This is a genomic window from Pseudomonas sp. Wu6 (assembly GCF_019891515.1).
Classification (GTDB): Bacteria; Pseudomonadota; Gammaproteobacteria; order Pseudomonadales; family Pseudomonadaceae; genus Aquipseudomonas; species Aquipseudomonas orientalis_A.
Window position 1 is genome coordinate 171,739 of record NZ_JAFLXH010000003.1, and the last position, 15,793, is coordinate 187,531.

A 15,793-nucleotide genomic window follows, 5' to 3' on the forward strand; every position below is an offset into this window, starting at 1 on the left:
TAAACAACAATTGCCGGGAGTGACCCATGCAACGTTCCATCGCTACCGTGTCGTTGAGCGGCACCCTGCCGGAAAAGCTCGAAGCCATTGCCGCCGCCGGGTTTGATGGCGTTGAGATTTTCGAGAACGACCTATTGTATTACGACGGCAGCCCGCGCGAAGTTAGACAGATGTGCGCTGACCTCGGTATTGCCATCACCCTGTTCCAGCCGTTCCGCGACTTTGAAGGCTGCCGCCGTGACCGCCTGGCCCGTAACCTGGAACGCGCCGAGCGCAAGTTCGACCTGATGCAGGAGCTGGGCACCGACCTGGTGCTGGTGTGCAGCAACGCCTCGGCCGATTGCGTGGGCGATGAACGCATCCTGCTCGACGACCTCAGTCTGCTGGCCGAACACGCGGGCCGCCGTGGCTTGAGAATCGGCTACGAAGCGCTGGCCTGGGGCAAGCATGTGAACACCTGGCAACAGGTTTGGAACCTGGTGCGCCAGGTGAATCACCCAAGCCTGGGCGTGCTGCTCGATAGTTTTCACACCTTGTCCCTCAAGGGCGATCCGAGTGCCATCGCCGAGATCCCCGGCGACAAAATTTTCTTCGTACAAATGGCCGACGCGCCGATCCTGGCCATGGATGTGCTCGAGTGGAGCCGACATTTCCGCTGCTTCCCCGGCCAGGGCGAATTCGACCTGGCAGGTTTTCTTGCGCCGATCATCCAGAGTGGCTACACCGGGCCGTTGTCCCTGGAGATTTTCAATGACGGCTTTCGCGCCGCACCGACGCGGGCCAACGCGGCGGATGGTTTGCGCTCGTTGCTGTACCTGGAAGAGAAAACCCGTCAGCGCCTGGCAGCACAACAACCTGCCGCGCCCGTGGATATCCTGTTTGAGACGCCGGCGGCCAGCGAATACGACGGCATCGAATTCCTTGAATTTGCCGTCGATGAAAGCCTTGGCGCCAAGCTTACGCACTGGTTGGAGCGCCTGGGCTTCGCCAAGGCCGGTCAGCATCGCTCCAAGAATGTGAGCCTGTTGCGCCAGGGCGATATCAACCTGATCCTCAATTGCGAGCCCTATTCCTTTGCCCACAACTTTTTCGAGGCCCATGGGCCGTCGTTGTGTGCGATGGCGATGCGGGTCAAAGACAGTGCCAAGGCATTGGAGCGAGCGGTGGCCTACAAGGGCCAGCCCTATCGCGGACTGGTTGGGCCCAACGAACTGGAACTGGCCGCCGTGCGTGCGCCGGATGGCAGCCTGATCTACCTGGTGGACCAAAGCGAAGGCGGGCTCTACGACACCGATTTCAACCTGCAGCCTGCGACTGCCGCCAGCGGTGGCTTGCTGCGCATCGACCACATGGCCATGGCCCTGCCGGCCGACAGCCTCGACAGCTGGGTGCTGTTCTACAAGAGCCTGCTGGATTTTGAAGCCGACGACGAAGTGGTGCTGCCCGACCCCTACGGCCTGGTCAAAAGCCGCGCATTGCGCAGCCGCTGCAGTTCGATCCGCCTGCCGCTGAATATTTCCGAGAACCGCAATACTGCCATTTCCCACGCGCTATCGAGCTATCGCGGCTCGGGCGTGCACCACATTGCCTTCGATTGCGCGGATATTTTCGCCGAAGTGCGCCGGGCCAAGGAGGCCGGGGTGCCGTTGTTGGACATCCCGCTCAATTACTACGACGACCTGGCCGCGCGCTTTGATTTCGACGATGAGTTTCTCAGCGAACTGGCGTACTACAACGTGCTGTACGACCGTGACGCCCAGGGCGGTGAGCTGTTTCACGTCTACACCGAAGCCTTCGAGGGCCGGTTTTTCTTTGAGATCATCCAGCGCAAGAACGGCTATGCCGGCTATGGCGCGGCCAACGTGGCCGTGCGTCTGGCGGCAATGGCCAAGTCGCGCAGCGGTGCGGTGCGCCAGGCACGTTTATAACGGCGGTTGGGGTGCTTCCTTCGGGGAGCGCCTCGGCCCATAATCGGGCCTGCATAAAAACGCCGTGAGCGCACCATGACCCTGACTCCCGACCTCTCTGCCGTGTCAGATGCACCGCGCAAGAGTCGCAAGAACAATCCGGAAAAGACCCGCGAGAATATTCTCCAGGAAGCCGTTGTCGAGTTTGTTCAGCAAGGCCTGTCCGGCGCCCGCGTGGACGCCATTGCCGAGCGCACCCACACCTCCAAGCGCATGATCTATTACTACTTCGGCAGCAAGGAGCAGCTCTACGTCGAGGTGCTGGAGAAGCTCTACGGCGACATCCGCAACACCGAAACCCGCATGAACCTCACGGCCCTGGAACCGCGCGAAGCGATTCGCCGGCTGGTGGAGTTCACCTTCGACCACCATGACCAGAACGTGGATTTCGTGCGCATTGTCAGCATCGAAAATATCCACAACGCCGAGTATGTGAAACGCACCAGTACGATCAAGGACATGAACAGCAAAATCCTTGAGAGTCTCGGTGAGACCTTGCGTCGCGGCGCTGAGATGGGACTGTTTCGTGAAGGGTTGGAGCCGCTGGACGTCCACCTGTTGATCAACTCGTTCAGTTTTTACCGCGTATCCAACCGCCATACGTTCAGCGAGATTTTTCAGATCGAACTGTCGGATGAGGCGATCAAGCAGCGGCATCGCGCGATGATCTGCGAATCGGTGTTGCGCTACCTTCAGGCCTGAGAACACGTGATTTCAGGGCTGAGTGCAATCAATGTGGGAGGGGGCTTGCCCCCGATTGCGGTGTATCAGTCAACACATGCCTGACTGACAGACCGCAATCGGGGGCAAGCCCCCTCCCACATTTTTACACCGGTTTCTACAGTGAGGCGTTCATGCTCTGGAAGTGCGCCAGCATCCGGTCTGCATCCGCCGTCAGGCCGCAGAACAGCTCAAACGCCTTCACCGCCTGAAACACCGCCATATTGCCGCCATCCAGGGTGCGGCAACCCAGGGCGCGGGCGTCACGCAGCAATTGGGTTTCCAACGGGAAATACACGATTTCCGCCACCCACAGCCCGGCGTGTAGCCACTCGGCCGGCACGGGTGTGCCGGGCAGCTTGGCCATGCCCATCGGGGTGGTATTGACCAAACCCTGTGCCTCGGCCATGGCGTTGGCCAAGTGGCTGCCGACCTGGGCGCGCCCGTCGCCAAAACTCCGGGCGAGGTTATCCACAAGCTCGCGCGCACGGGCGGTGTCCACGTCGAAAATGCTCAGTTGCTCCACGCCCTCGGCCAGCAGCGCGTGCGCTACTGCCGCGCCGGCACCGCCTGCGCCCATCTGCACCACGCGTTGGCGTGGCACGTCATTGAAGTTGCGTCGGAAACCTTCGGCGAAGCCCAGGCAATCGGTGTTATGGCCGATGCGCTTGCCGTCTTTGAACACCACCGTGTTAACCGCGCCGATGCCCCTGGCCTCGTCGGACAATTCATCCAGCAACGGCAGGATCGCCTGCTTGCACGGGTAGGTAATGTTCAGGCCGGTGAAGTGCATCTGTTCAGCGGCACGCAGCAGATCGGGCAGGGCACGGCTGTCCAGACGCTGCGCGTCCAGATCAATCAGGCGATACAAATAGCGCAAGCCCTGAGCGTCACCTTCCTGTTCATGCAGGGCGGGCGTGCGGGAGGCCTGGATGCCGGCGCCGATCAGGCCGGCGAGAACACGGGGTTTCATCACGCGCATCCTTTCAACGAGTGGCTGAAATGCTCCAGGGCCAAGTGGTAGCCATGGCTGCCAAACCCGGCCAATACCGCCTTGGCGATGGGCGAGACAAAGGAGTGATGGCGAAACGCTTCACGGGCATGCACGTTGGATAAATGCACCTCGATCACCGGGACTTCGCTGGCCACCAGCGCGTCGCGAATCGCCACCGAGGTGTGGGTCCAGGCCGCCGGATTGATCACGATCCCGGCGCAACGGGCACGGGCGGCGTGAATCCAGTCGAGCAATTCGCCTTCATGGTTGGTTTGGCGAAACTCGATGCTCAGCCCGAGTTTTTCGGCGCTGCGGCCACACAGGGCGGCGATGTCAGCGAGGGTTTCGTGGCCGTAAGTGGCGGGCTCGCGGGTGCCGAGCAGATTGAGATTGGGGCCGTTGAGCACCAGCACGATAGGCGGCATAGAGGGGTCTCCACAGTTTTTATTGGTTGTGGAGATAAAATGTACTGAATGGTTAATTTGGTCAAATGAAGTCACTGGTTCTGTTCGATTATCGAACTGTTAATCAGCAGGGCAACTTCTGGTGAAGTGTTACGCCGGATTGCGGAGTGAATACGATTTTCGGGTGCGGCCGGAGTATCCCCAGCCGTCGGCATGAGTGGTTACAACCCGGCATTCGCCGGTTTGTTCGTCGTTACTAATCTTTGAAGCAGCTTCGTGAGCATGAAGCCGGTTGTCGGGTGATACGGGAAAATTGTTACCTGACGGAAAAAAACCTAACGGATGGGTTACGATGAGAGTAGGTGCTTACAAGGGATATGTAATCTCGGTATTTCTCAGGGATGAGCATTGCCCGCCCCATGTACATGTCAGGGGCAAGGAATGGGATGCGCGTTTCCGTTTCAGTTTCGTGGACGGGGACGTTGAATTATGGGATGTGGAGCCTGAACGGAGGCAGCCACCCCTATCGGTTCTGAAGGAGATACGCGGGGCCATCATGCAACGGCATTACTTGGCGCGGGCACGCAGGATTTGGTGGGAAAAACTGCAGACGGTTTGCCTGGAGAATCATTCTTGGAATTGGGACGCTGGTGAGTTGGTTCCAGGGTTGGTCATTCGACAAGGCGTCTACGTCATCTCAAGCGCCAGGCACGACGTCGTAGAGCAACGGACTATTTTGAATCTGGTAAGAGCGCCAGATTGTGTGGGGATTAATTTATGAAAATCATAAAAGCCAAAGTCACACCTTATGTACCTCTCACTGATGCCGACGTTGACAAGGCAATCGCCCGAGGACGCAGGTTGAAACGCCTGTACGCCAACGCCAGCAATGTGCGTTATGAAAACGACTGCCTCTCCATTGGCTTCAGCGATGGTAGCCGCGTCATGTTGCCGGCGGCTGGCCTGCCGGAGTTTGAAGGGTTTTCAGAGAAAGATTTCCAGCAGTTGGAAGTGACTTTCGGTGGCAAGGCGATTAGCTGTGAGGCCCAGGACCTGGATGTTTCGATCACCGGCTTGATCGCTACAAGCCAACCTCTGATGGACCTGGCTACCAGCCTGGTGGCATCGCGCAACGGCCGCAAAAGCAGCGCTGCCAAATCCGCCGCCGCTCGTGCCAATGGCAAGAACGGTGGCCGGCCACGCAAGGAGGTACCGCAGACCTCAGATCCAACAGACACTTGAATAACCAAATAGGGGAGCTGTAGGAGCGAGCTCGCGAAAACTCATAGGCACCGCGTTTATCCAGGAAGCATGCGTTATCGTTGACGTTTTTCGCGCGCAAGCTCGCTCCTGCAAAAGCCTTAACTGGCGATACTCATACCCCGCAGATTACCGCCGGGTCAGCAACACACCCGATTCCATATGATGCGTCCACGGGAACTGGTCAAACATCGCGCATTGAGTAATGCGATGGGTGTCATGCAGTTGCGCAATGTTCGCCGCCAGGGTCTCCGGGTTGCAGGAGATATACAGGATGTTGTCGAAACGTCGGGTCAGTTCGCAGGTGTCCGGGTCCATGCCGGCGCGGGGCGGGTCGACGAATACGCTGCCGAATTCGTAGCTTTTCAGGTCGATGCCGTGCAGGCGGCGGAACGGTCGAACTTCATTCAGCGCCTCGGTAAGTTCTTCGGCGGAAAGGCGCACCAGGGTGACGTTATCCACGGCATTTTCATCGAGGTTGCTCAGGGCCGCATTGACCGACGTCTTGCTGATTTCGGTGGCCAGCACCTTGCGCACGCGGGTTGCCAGCGGCAGGGTGAAATTGCCGTTCCCGCAGTACAGCTCCAGCAAGTCGTCCGGGCGATCGCCCAGGGCGTCGTACGCCCAGTTGAGCATCTTGCGGTTCACCGTGCCGTTGGGCTGGGTGAAGGCGCCTTCGGGTTGGCGGTAGCTGAACGTGCGGCCGCCGACCTCGAGTTTTTCCACCACGTAGTCGCGGCCGATGACATCGCGCTTGCCCTTGGAGCGACCAATGATGCTCACGTCCAGCTCGGCCGCCAGCTGGTTGGCGGCGGCGTGCCAGTGTTCGTCCAGCGGGCGGTGATAGCACAGGGTGATCATCGCGTCGCCGGCCAGGGTGGTCAGGAACTCCACCTGGAACAGCTTGTGGCTGAGGGCGGCGCTGGCTTGCCAGGCGGCCTTGAGCTGCGGCATCAATTGGTTGATGCGCTGGCTGGCAATGGGGAATTCTTCAATGAGGATCGGTGTGCGCTTGTCGTCCTGGGCGAACATGGCGTAGTGGCGATCCCCGCCTTCGCGCCACAGGCGGAATTCGGCGCGCAGGCGGAAGTTCTGCAGCGGCGAGTCGAAGACCTGCGGTTCGGGCGCGTCGAAGGGGGCCAGCAGGTCACGCAAACGCGTGACCTTGTCTTGCAGTTGAGCGGTGTAGTGTGCGGCGTCGAAAGTCATGCGTTGAACCAGCCAAGCTTGATCACGAACAGGATCGACAGAATCACCAGTGCCGGGTTCAGCTCACGGTAGCGGCCCGAAAGCAGCTTGATGGCGGTCCAGGCGATGAAACCGAAGGCGATGCCGTTGGCGATGGAGTAAGTGAACGGCATCGCCAGGGCGGTGATCACCACCGGCGCTGCCACGGTAATGTCATCCCAGTCGATTTCGGCCAGGCCGGACGTCATCAACACCGCCACGAACAGCAGCGCCGGCGCGGTGGCGAAGGCCGGTACGCTGGCCGCCAGGGGCGAGAAGAACAGCGCCAGCAGGAACAGGATCGCGACCACGATGGCTGTCAAGCCGGTACGGCCACCGGCGCTCACGCCGGCGGCGGATTCGATGTAGCTGGTGGTGGTCGAGGTGCCCAGCAGCGAGCCGGCCATGGCCGCCGTACTGTCGGCGATCAGCGCACGGCCCATTTTCGGCATATGGCCGTCCTTGCCCATCAGCCCGGCGCGCTTGGCGACGCCGATCAAAGTGCCGGAGTTGTCGAACAGGTCGACGAACAGGAACGCAAAGATCACGCTGACCAGGCCGATATCCAGCGCGCCCTTGATGTCCAGCTGCAGGAAGGTGGGTGCCAGTGACGGTGGCATGGAGGTCACGCCGCCGAACGGGGTGACGCCCAGCAGGATCGAGACAATGGTCACCGCCAGGATGCCGATCAACACGGCACCGCGCACTGCCAGGGCTTCCAGCGCGACGATCAGCACGAAGCCCAGGGTCGCCAGGATCGGCGCCGGTTGTTTCAGATCGCCCAGGCCCACCAGCGTGGCCGGATTGGCGACCACGATACCGGCGTTGTGCAGGGCGATCAGCGCCAGGAACAGGCCGATACCGGCAGCAATCGCCGAGCGCAGGGGCAGGGGAATGCTGTTGATGATCCACTCACGGATACGGAAGATCGACAGCAGGAAGAACAGCACCGCCGAAATGAATACCGCACCCAGCGCAACCTGCCAGGTGTGGCCCATGTGCAACACCACGGTATAGGTAAAGAAGGCGTTGAGGCCCATGCCCGGCGCCAGCGCAATCGGGTAGTTGGCGATCAGGCCCATCACGGTGGAACCGATGGCCGCCGCCAGGCAGGTCGCGACAAACACTGCGCCTTTGTCCATGCCGGTTTCGCCGAGGATGCTCGGGTTGACGAACAGGATGTAGGCCATGGCCAGGAATGTGGTGATACCCGCGAGAATCTCGGTGCGCACATTGGTGTTGTGGGCTTTGAGTTGAAACAGCTTTTCCAGCATGCCGGCTCCCTGTGACGCTATCTTGCGTCGTGATTTGTTGACCTCTAAGTCAAAGCACAAACTGCGCCAAGCGCCTGTGGCTTCAGAGAGGATCGGAAAAAGCGGCGCATCATACCAGCAGCCGAGGCTGTGTGGCGCATGGCCTTGAGGCATACTGCAGCGACGTTCAACAGTGGGTCATCGACAGCATGAAAAAAGCCAACGTGTGGAGTCTAGCGCTGATCGCCAGTATCAGCCTGTGGCTGGGCGCAGCACCGGCGTGGGGCGCGACTGCACCGGCTTTGAGCGAGGTGCGGGTGTTCAAGGTCGAGTCGCCCACTTGCACGGAAACCATCCCGGAGCGCGTCACCGTTACTCAAATGTGTACACATCGCGGGCCAACCAAGGTGTCGGTGATGGAAGTGGGCCTGGGTAACAACCCGGTCGGGCGCTTCAACGGTGCGGTGCTCAATGGCCAGCGCACGGCGGTGTGCCAGGTCGGCAACATCAGCCAGGCGTGCAATGGCGCGGGCACGCTGATGGGCTATATCTATGTGTTCGACCTGAATGTCGAGGGCCCGGGGGACTTCATCTACAGCAATTCGTCGATCAACCCACCGCAAAATACGTTGACCGCAACACTCAATATCCACTGATCAATCATCTTGAACGCTCAAAACCCCGGGAAGTCGTACCCCTGAGACGGCGATTTTCCTGAACGCCGCGGATGTACACCAACCCGTGAGGTGTTTATGAGCGCGACCCCCAATGGCGCGGCGGCCCAGCCGTACGTTGCCCACCCGATACGCTTGACCTTGAATGGCCAGGATCGCCAATTGAGTGTGTTGCCCTGGACCACCTTGCTGGACCTGCTGCGCGAACAACTGGACCTGGTTGGCAGCAAAAAGGGCTGTGACCACGGCCAATGCGGTGCCTGCACCGTGTTGCGTGATGGCAAACGCGTAAACGCCTGCCTGACCCTGGCCGTGATGTGCGACGGCGCCGAGCTGACCACCATCGAAGGCCTGGCCGACGGCGACCAATTGCATCCGATGCAGCAAGCCTTTATCAAGCACGATGCCTTCCAGTGCGGCTACTGCACCCCCGGCCAGATCTGCTCGGCGGTCGGCCTGGCCAACGAAGGCCGCGCCCACGACACTGCGCAGATCCAGGAATTGATGAGCGGCAACCTGTGCCGCTGCGGTGCCTACAGCAATATCCGCGACGCCATCGAAGACGCGCTGCCGGCGTGCCGCAACCGCGGAGGTGAGCAATGAATCCCTTCCAGTACAGCAAACCGGCCGATGTACACGAGGCGGTGCACCTGAGCAGTGCGGCGTCGCGCTTCATTGCCGGCGGCACCAACCTGCTGGACCTGATGAAAGAGAACATCAGCCGCCCCGAACACTTGATTGATATCACCGGATTGCCGCTGCGCGCCATCGAAGAAACCGCCGAGGGCGGCCTGCTCATTGGCGCGCTGGTGAGCAATGCCGACCTGGCCTGGCACCCGCTGATCGAGCAGCGTTACCCGTTGCTGTCCCAGGCCATCCTTGCCGGGGCCTCACCGCAACTGCGCAACATGGCCAGTACCGGTGGCAACTTGCTGCAACGCACCCGTTGCTACTATTTCTATGACGCCACGGTGCCGTGCAACAAGCGTGAGCCCGGCAGCGGCTGCCCGGCGCGCACCGGCTTGAATCGCATCCACGCGATCCTTGGCGCCAGCGCGCAATGCGTCGCCACGCACCCCTCGGACATGTGCGTGGCCCTGGCAGCGCTGGAGGCGCGGGTGCATGTGCAAGGGCGCGGCGGGGCGCGGGTTATCGAGTTTGCCGACTTCCACCGCCTGCCGGGTGATGCGCCGCAACGGGACAACCAATTGGCCGATGACGAACTGATCACCGCCGTGGAATTGCCCGCCGATAACCTGGCTCGCCACAGTCACTACCTGAAGATCCGCGACCGCGCGTCCTACGCGTTTGCACTGGTGTCGGTTGCCGCCGCCCTGGAGTTGGACGGCGACGAGATCATCGACGCCCGCCTGGCCCTTGGCGGTGTGGCCCACAAACCCTGGCGTGACCGTGCGGTGGAAGCCTCGCTGATCGGCCGCCCCGTCAGCCGCGAAACCTTCAGTAACGCCGCCGATGCCCTGCTGCAAGATGCCGAGCCGCTGCAACACAACGGTTTCAAGATCAAGCTGGCGCGCCGCGCAATCATTCGAGCACTGAGCGACGCTGCGGTCGCGGGAGAACAGCCATGAGTGCCATCGGCAAACCCCTGGACCGTGTCGACGGTCTGCTCAAAGTCACCGGCCAGGCGCGCTACGCCGGTGAATTTCCCGAGGACGCCCTGCTGCATGGCAGTGTGGTATCGAGCACCATCGCCAAAGGCCGGGTCATCCGGATCGATGCCTCCAGGGCCCTCGCGCTGCCGGGCGTGGTGCAAGTGATTGATCATCTCAATCGCCCCAGGATCGCCAGCTACGACGATGCCTTCGCCGATGCGGATGCCGCCGACGGCTCACCGTTTCGCCCGCTGTACAACGACCGCGTGCTCTACAGCGGACAGCCGCTCGCGCTGGTGATCGCCGATAATCTGGAGCTTGCGCGGCATGCCGGCTCGCTGGTGGAGATTGAATACGCGCCCGAAGACTTCGAGACGGACCTGATCACCCAGCAGGAATCGGCCCACCCTTCGCCGCAGACCCCGCCCGGCCCGCGTGGCAATTTCCAGGCCGAATGGGCCGGCGCCGCCATCAGCCTCGATCTGCACTACAGCACGCCCATCGAACACCATAACCCGATGGAACCCCATGCCAGCACCGTGCTGTACCAGCCGGACGGCACGCTGCATATCCACGACAAGACCCAGGGGCCGCAGAATTGCCAGGCCTATGTGCAGAAAGTGTTTGGCCTGGATAAAAGCCAGGTGCGCATCTTTGCCGCGTTTGTCGGCGGTGCCTTTGGTTCAGGCCTGCGCCCGCAGTACCAATTGCCGCTGGCGGTCATGGCATCGCTGGCATTGAAGCGCTCGGTACGCGTCACCCTGACCCGGCAACAGATGTTCACCTTCGGCTACCGCCCGCGCACCTTGCAGCGCTTGCAAATGGGCGCCGCCGCCAACGGGCGCCTGCTGGCGCTGGGGCATACCGCGATCGGCCAGACCTCGCGCTTCGAGGATTTCAGCGAACACGTGGTGGAATGGAGCGGCATGCTTTATCACTGCGATAACGTGCAGTTGACCTACAAGTTGGTACCGCTGGACGTATTCACCCCGCTGGACATGCGTGCTCCAGGCGCGGCCCTGGGTGTGATCGGCCTGGAATGCGCCATGGACGAACTGGCCTGTGCCCTGGCCATCGACCCGGTGCAGCTGCGCCTGATCAACTACGCCGAGCGTAACCAGAACGAGGACAAACCCTGGTCGAGCAAAGCCCTGCGCGAATGTTACAGCGAAGGCGCCGAGCGTTTCGGCTGGAGCCAGCGCAACCCCGAACCGCGCAGTATGCGCGACGGCCGCCAGTTGATCGGCTGGGGCATGGCCGGCGGGGTGTGGGAAGCCATGCAGATGAAAGCCAGTGCCAAGGCGCGCATCGACAGCGACGGCAAACTCACTGTCAGCAGCGCCACCACCGATATCGGTACCGGCACCTACACCGTGATGACCCAGATCGCGGCCCAGGCCAGCGGCGTGGCGATGGGCGATATCAGCTTCCTGCTGGGCGATTCGTCCTTGCCCACGGCGCCCTTGCAGGGCGGCTCGTTTACCGTGTCGTCCGTTGGTACCGCCGTGCAGCAGGCCTGTGAAGCGCTCAATGCGAAACTGTTGGAAACCGCGCGGCAGGTCTACCCGGTGTTCAAGGACGCCGAGTCCGTGCGATTCGAAGAGGGGCAGTTGCATACTGGCGATGTGAGTGTGTCGCTGGCTCAGTTGGTCAAGGACAGCGGTGAGGACGCGCTGGAGGTGCAGATCGACAGCGAGCCTGACAAGAAGCGCGAGGGCTATGCCAGTGCCACCCATTCGGCGGTGTTTGTCGAAGTTCGCGTGGACGAGGACCTTGGCACCATCAAGGTCAGCCGCGTGGTCAGTGCGATTGCGGCCGGGCGCGTGGTTAATCCGAAAATGGCGCGCAGCCAGATCCTTGGTGGCGTGGTGTGGGGGATTGGCATGGCGCTGCATGAAGAGACTCAGGTTGATCATGAACTGGGGCGCTCCATGAACCACAGTCTGGCCGAGTACCATATCCCGGTGAATGCCGATATCGGCGAGATTGATGTGCTGTTTGTCGAAGAGCATGACGAGATCGTCAATGCCCTGGGGTCCAAGGGTGTGGGAGAGATCGGTATTGTCGGGGTGGCGGCGGCGGTGGCGAATGCTATCTATCACGCTACTGGGAAACGGGTTCGGGAGTTTCCGATTACCTTGGACAAGGTGCTCTAAAAGGCAGCGGGCAGCCCATAGCTATTTTACTGACGCGCCACTGTCCAAATGTGGGAGGGGGCTTGCCCCCGATGGCGGCCTCTGGGCCGACCAGGATGCTGGATTGGAACGAGTACATATCCGTTTCTGTGGTCACGGCTGCTATGGGTTCCGCCCTTACGGCGGCTCACTTTTGAAAAGCGCAAAAGTAAGCAAAACGCTCTTGCCCCACCACTCGGCACCTCGCTTAGGCTCGGTGTGCCCTCTCTCCGGCTTGAATCCGTGGGCCGCCGCAATGGGCCATCCTTGGCCCAGTGCGGCTAACCCGGCGTCCTGCCGGGTTGCCCACGGATTCAAGCCTGCGTTCGGCCAGCGTGGTTTAACGGGGCGCCTGAGATCAAAAGCAGATCAAGATCAAGGTCAAGAGCGACTCGCTTCGCATCGTGGTTACGGTTGGGCGCTGCTGAGTTGTGTAGATACCTATGGCTATCGGGGGCAAGCCCCCTGCCACATTTGACCTTATTGTCAACGCGGGTCAGGCGGTGGTTTTCAAGGCCGTTTCTTGCACTGGAACATGCATTCGGTCGCGGTTGGCCAGGGTCGGGAACAGTTTGATCCACACTCCGGTCACCACCAGCGTGCCCACGCCGCCCATGACGACGGCGGGCACAGTGCCGAACCAGTGCGCGGTGATGCCCGATTCGAACTCACCCAGTTGATTGGATGCGCCGATAAACAAGCCGTTGACTGCGCTCACTCGGCCGCGCATTTCATCCGGTGTTTCCAGTTGCACGAACGAAGCCCGGATCACCATGCTGATCATGTCCGCCGCGCCGAGGACCACCAGTACGGCCAGGGAGAACCAGAACGAGGTCGACAGGCCGAACGCGATGGTCGCCACGCCGAACACGCCGACGGCGGTGAACATTACGCGTCCCACTTTGCGGTCCACCGAAAAGCGTGCCAGCCACAGTGACATCAGCAGCGCCCCCACCGCCGGTGCCGAGCGCAGCAGGCCCAGGCCCCAGGGGCCGGTCAACAGGATGTCCTTGGCGAACACCGGCAATAGGGCGGTGGCGCCGCCCAGCAGTACGGCGAACAGGTCCAGGGAGATGGCGCCGAGGATGTCCGGCCGGCTGCGGATAAAGCGAATCCCGGCCAGCAACGAGTCGAGGGTGGCCTTGCCTTTGTTCAGCGGCGTCTGGCGGGCGGGGAGGTTCAGGGTCAGCCCGCAGGCGATCAGGTACAGCACCACGGTCGGGCCGTACACCCACACGCTGCCGAACGCGTAGAGCAAGCCGCCGAGGGCCGGGGCGACGATGGTCGCCAATTGCTGGGCCGATTGCGACGACGCCACGGCCCGGGGGAACAGCGTGGCGGGCACGATACTGGGCAGCATTGCCTGGGTGGTGGGCATTTCGAATGAACGGGCGGCGCCCAGCAGGAAGGCGAGAATGAAGATCATCTCGCGGGTCACGTTGCCGGTCAGCCCGCCGATGGCCAGGGACAGGGCAATCAGCGCCTGGACGGTCTGGCAGATGGCAGCGACCTTGCGTCGCTCATAGCGATCGGCCACGTGCCCGGTGTGCAGCATGAACAGCACACGCGGCACGAACTCCACCAGGCCGACCAATCCCAGGTCCAGCACATTGCCGGTCAGTTGGTAGAGGTTCCAGCCGATGGCCACGGTCAGCATCTGGAAGCCGCTGGCGGTAAAGATCCGCGCCAGCCAGAACGCGATAAAAGGGCGGTGGTGACGTAACAGCAACGCAGGTTCGCTAGGCATTGGGCGTACAGGTCGGGGGCCGAAGGGAACATCGAGATTAGCATTATGTTGTAACAAAGAGTTGCAATAACTCGGGTGAGGCAAGCTGTCACGCGGCAAAAGACCACACAACCGGACAGCGCAAATGGGACTACTCTTTCAACGATGCTTGATCCAGATCAAAACCTGCCAGGGGATTGTTCTGGCGGCCGAAAGGCCAGACTCCCTGCGTGACGGGTAAAAAAAGAAACGAATTGAAATTCGCCACACTCCATATCCGTAGGGGCAGTGGGTGCAGGCTCCGAGCCCGCAGCCGGTATTACCTGACAGAGGAAGACTTATGTTCGGTTTGGAGGCGCTAGATCTCGCCCGAATTCAATTTGCGTTCACCATCTCGTTTCACATCCTGTTCCCGGCGATCACCATCGGCCTGGCCAGTTACCTTGCGGTGCTGGAGGGCTTGTGGCTCAAGACCCGCAATGACACCTACCGTGACCTCTACCATTTCTGGTCGAAGATCTTTGCCGTCAACTTCGGCATGGGCGTGGTTTCGGGCTTGGTCATGGCTTACCAGTTCGGCACCAACTGGAGCCGCTTTTCGGATTTCGCCGGCGCCGTTACCGGGCCGCTGCTGACGTACGAAGTGCTCACCGCCTTCTTCCTCGAAGCCGGTTTCCTGGGGGTGATGCTGTTTGGCTGGAACAAGGTGGGGCGCAACCTGCACTTCTTCTCCACCGTGATGGTGGCGATCGGTACGCTGATTTCGACGTTCTGGATTCTCTCCTCCAACAGCTGGATGCAGACGCCCCAAGGCTTTGAAATTGTCGATGGCCGCGTGATCCCCACCGATTGGTTCGCCGTGGTCTTCAACCCCTCATTCCCCTACCGCCTGGCGCACATGGCCACCGCTGCCTTCGTGGCCACGGCGTTCTTCGTCGGTTCGTCGGCGGCCTGGCACCTGCTGCGCGGCAAGGACAACCCGGCGATCCGCAAGATGCTCTCGATGGCAATGTGGATGGCCTTGATCGTCGCGCCGATCCAGGCGGTGATCGGCGACTTCCACGGCCTCAATACCCTGAAGCATCAACCGGCCAAAATCGCCGCGATTGAAGGTCACTGGGAAAACATCGGCAATGAACCCACGCCGCTGATCCTGTTCGGCTGGCCGGACATGAAGGCGGAAAAAACCAAGTACGCGGTGGAAATCCCTTACCTGGGCAGCCTGATCCTGACCCACTCGCTGGACAAACAGGTGCCGGCGCTCAAGGACTTCCCGCCTGAAGACCGGCCTAATTCGACCGTGGTGTTCTGGTCGTTCCGGGTCATGGTCGGCCTGGGTTTCCTGATGATCTTCACGGGGCTGTTCAGCCTGTGGCTGCGCCGCGGCGACAAGATGTACACGTCCAAGCCGTTCCTGTACCTGGCGTTGTGGATGGGCCCTTCGGGGTTGATCGCGATTCTCGCTGGCTGGTTCACCACCGAAATCGGCCGTCAGCCGTGGGTGGTCTACGGGCTGATGCGCACGGCGGATGCCTCTTCCGGGCATAGCCTGGCGCAGATGACTATCACCCTGGTGATGTTCGTGGTGGTGTACTTCGCGCTGTTCGGCGCGGGCCTGGGTTACATGATGCGACTGGTGCGCAAAGGGCCTGTGGTTTACCAGGTCACCGAGCCGACCCAGGGTGGACCTGGCCAGAAACGTACCCCGGCGCGTCCGTTGTCCGCTGCCGATGATGGCACCGATAACGACCACGACGACATCCAGCACAAGGGGCATTGAG

At 61.2% G+C, this 15,793-nt stretch carries 14 protein-coding genes; 9 read left to right on the plus strand and 5 right to left on the minus strand.

Going from position 1 to position 15,793, the window contains the following annotated elements:
• The first annotated feature begins 26 nt into the window (after positions 1–26).
• On the plus strand, positions 27–1,928 hold the full coding sequence (gene quiC / locus J1G34_RS03210; RefSeq protein WP_065895202.1) for a 3-dehydroshikimate dehydratase QuiC: 1,902 nt from the start codon (positions 27–29) through the stop codon (positions 1,926–1,928).
• Positions 1,929–2,003: 75 nt separating this feature from the next.
• Entirely contained in the window at positions 2,004–2,669 is a 666-nt protein-coding gene (locus tag J1G34_RS03215) for a TetR/AcrR family transcriptional regulator (protein ID WP_065886894.1), read from the plus strand.
• A gap of 136 nt (positions 2,670–2,805) precedes the next feature.
• Here the strand turns inward: J1G34_RS03215 and J1G34_RS03220 are convergent, their stop codons facing one another.
• Positions 2,806–3,663, minus strand: a complete 858-nt coding sequence (locus J1G34_RS03220; protein ID WP_222993282.1) for a shikimate dehydrogenase — start codon at positions 3,661–3,663, stop codon at positions 2,806–2,808.
• A complete protein-coding gene (gene aroQ / locus J1G34_RS03225; RefSeq protein ID WP_065895204.1) occupies positions 3,660–4,106 on the minus strand; it encodes a type II 3-dehydroquinate dehydratase in 447 nt (148 codons plus the stop codon). The genes J1G34_RS03220 and aroQ overlap by 4 nt, the downstream gene beginning before the upstream one ends.
• A gap of 331 nt (positions 4,107–4,437) precedes the next feature.
• Between aroQ and J1G34_RS03230 the strand changes: the two genes are divergently transcribed.
• On the plus strand, positions 4,438–4,866 hold the full coding sequence (locus J1G34_RS03230; protein ID WP_065886897.1) for a DUF4160 domain-containing protein: 429 nt from the start codon (positions 4,438–4,440) through the stop codon (positions 4,864–4,866).
• The gene (locus tag J1G34_RS03235; protein ID WP_222993284.1) at positions 4,863–5,327 is read left to right on the plus strand and encodes a DUF2442 domain-containing protein; all 465 of its coding nucleotides are present in this window, start codon (positions 4,863–4,865) and stop codon (positions 5,325–5,327) included. The genes J1G34_RS03230 and J1G34_RS03235 overlap by 4 nt, the downstream gene beginning before the upstream one ends.
• Positions 5,328–5,474: 147 nt before the next feature.
• On the opposite strand, the gene trmA is transcribed toward J1G34_RS03235, so the two are convergent.
• Positions 5,475–6,554, minus strand: a complete 1,080-nt coding sequence (gene trmA / locus J1G34_RS03240; protein WP_065895206.1) for a tRNA (uridine(54)-C5)-methyltransferase TrmA — start codon at positions 6,552–6,554, stop codon at positions 5,475–5,477.
• Positions 6,551–7,846 (minus strand): NCS2 family permease, encoded by a 1,296-nt coding sequence (locus J1G34_RS03245; RefSeq protein ID WP_034117796.1) that lies wholly within the window; start codon positions 7,844–7,846, stop codon positions 6,551–6,553. The genes trmA and J1G34_RS03245 overlap by 4 nt, the downstream gene beginning before the upstream one ends.
• A 188-nt stretch (positions 7,847–8,034) precedes the next feature.
• Here J1G34_RS03245 and J1G34_RS03250 point away from each other — a divergent pair, with 188 nt between their 5' ends.
• The 4 genes from J1G34_RS03250 to J1G34_RS03265 all read left to right on the plus strand — a co-directional run bounded on the left by J1G34_RS03250 (position 8,035) and on the right by J1G34_RS03265 (position 12,268).
• Positions 8,035–8,481 (plus strand): DUF4879 domain-containing protein, encoded by a 447-nt coding sequence (locus tag J1G34_RS03250; RefSeq protein WP_222993286.1) that lies wholly within the window; start codon positions 8,035–8,037, stop codon positions 8,479–8,481.
• 96 nt (positions 8,482–8,577) lie between these two features.
• The gene (locus J1G34_RS03255; RefSeq protein ID WP_065886900.1) at positions 8,578–9,102 is read left to right on the plus strand and encodes a (2Fe-2S)-binding protein; all 525 of its coding nucleotides are present in this window, start codon (positions 8,578–8,580) and stop codon (positions 9,100–9,102) included.
• The gene (locus J1G34_RS03260) at positions 9,099–10,088 is read left to right on the plus strand and encodes an FAD binding domain-containing protein (RefSeq protein ID WP_065897636.1); all 990 of its coding nucleotides are present in this window, start codon (positions 9,099–9,101) and stop codon (positions 10,086–10,088) included. The genes J1G34_RS03255 and J1G34_RS03260 overlap by 4 nt, the downstream gene beginning before the upstream one ends.
• Entirely contained in the window at positions 10,085–12,268 is a 2,184-nt protein-coding gene (locus J1G34_RS03265; RefSeq protein ID WP_222993288.1) for a xanthine dehydrogenase family protein molybdopterin-binding subunit, read from the plus strand. Before J1G34_RS03260 ends, J1G34_RS03265 begins: the two co-directional genes overlap by 4 nt.
• A gap of 514 nt (positions 12,269–12,782) precedes the next feature.
• Here J1G34_RS03265 and J1G34_RS03270 read toward each other — a convergent pair.
• A complete protein-coding gene (locus tag J1G34_RS03270) occupies positions 12,783–14,033 on the minus strand; it encodes an MFS transporter (protein ID WP_222993290.1) in 1,251 nt (416 codons plus the stop codon).
• A 319-nt stretch (positions 14,034–14,352) separates the two neighbouring features.
• Between J1G34_RS03270 and J1G34_RS03275 the strand changes: the two genes are divergently transcribed.
• Positions 14,353–15,792, plus strand: a complete 1,440-nt coding sequence (locus tag J1G34_RS03275; RefSeq protein WP_128876057.1) for a cytochrome ubiquinol oxidase subunit I — start codon at positions 14,353–14,355, stop codon at positions 15,790–15,792.
• Position 15,793: the final 1 nt, after the last annotated feature.

Excerpts from the sequence above, each read along its gene's own strand:
- quiC (WP_065895202.1), top strand. The coding sequence starts at position 27 with ATGCAACGTTCCATCGCTACCGTGTCGTTGAGCGGCACCCTGCCGGAA.
- J1G34_RS03215 (WP_065886894.1), top strand. The coding sequence starts at position 2,004 with ATGACCCTGACTCCCGACCTCTCTGCCGTGTCAGATGCACCGCGCAAG.
- aroQ (WP_065895204.1), bottom strand. The coding sequence starts at position 4,106 with ATGCCGCCTATCGTGCTGGTGCTCAACGGCCCCAATCTCAATCTGCTC.
- J1G34_RS03230 (WP_065886897.1), top strand. The coding sequence starts at position 4,438 with ATGAGAGTAGGTGCTTACAAGGGATATGTAATCTCGGTATTTCTCAGG.
- J1G34_RS03235 (WP_222993284.1), top strand. The coding sequence starts at position 4,863 with ATGAAAATCATAAAAGCCAAAGTCACACCTTATGTACCTCTCACTGAT.
- trmA (WP_065895206.1), bottom strand. The coding sequence starts at position 6,554 with ATGACTTTCGACGCCGCACACTACACCGCTCAACTGCAAGACAAGGTC.
- J1G34_RS03245 (WP_034117796.1), bottom strand. The coding sequence starts at position 7,846 with ATGCTGGAAAAGCTGTTTCAACTCAAAGCCCACAACACCAATGTGCGC.
- J1G34_RS03250 (WP_222993286.1), top strand. The coding sequence starts at position 8,035 with ATGAAAAAAGCCAACGTGTGGAGTCTAGCGCTGATCGCCAGTATCAGC.
- J1G34_RS03255 (WP_065886900.1), top strand. The coding sequence starts at position 8,578 with ATGAGCGCGACCCCCAATGGCGCGGCGGCCCAGCCGTACGTTGCCCAC.
- J1G34_RS03260 (WP_065897636.1), top strand. The coding sequence starts at position 9,099 with ATGAATCCCTTCCAGTACAGCAAACCGGCCGATGTACACGAGGCGGTG.
- J1G34_RS03265 (WP_222993288.1), top strand. The coding sequence starts at position 10,085 with ATGAGTGCCATCGGCAAACCCCTGGACCGTGTCGACGGTCTGCTCAAA.
- J1G34_RS03270 (WP_222993290.1), bottom strand. The coding sequence starts at position 14,033 with ATGCCTAGCGAACCTGCGTTGCTGTTACGTCACCACCGCCCTTTTATC.
- J1G34_RS03275 (WP_128876057.1), top strand. The coding sequence starts at position 14,353 with ATGTTCGGTTTGGAGGCGCTAGATCTCGCCCGAATTCAATTTGCGTTC.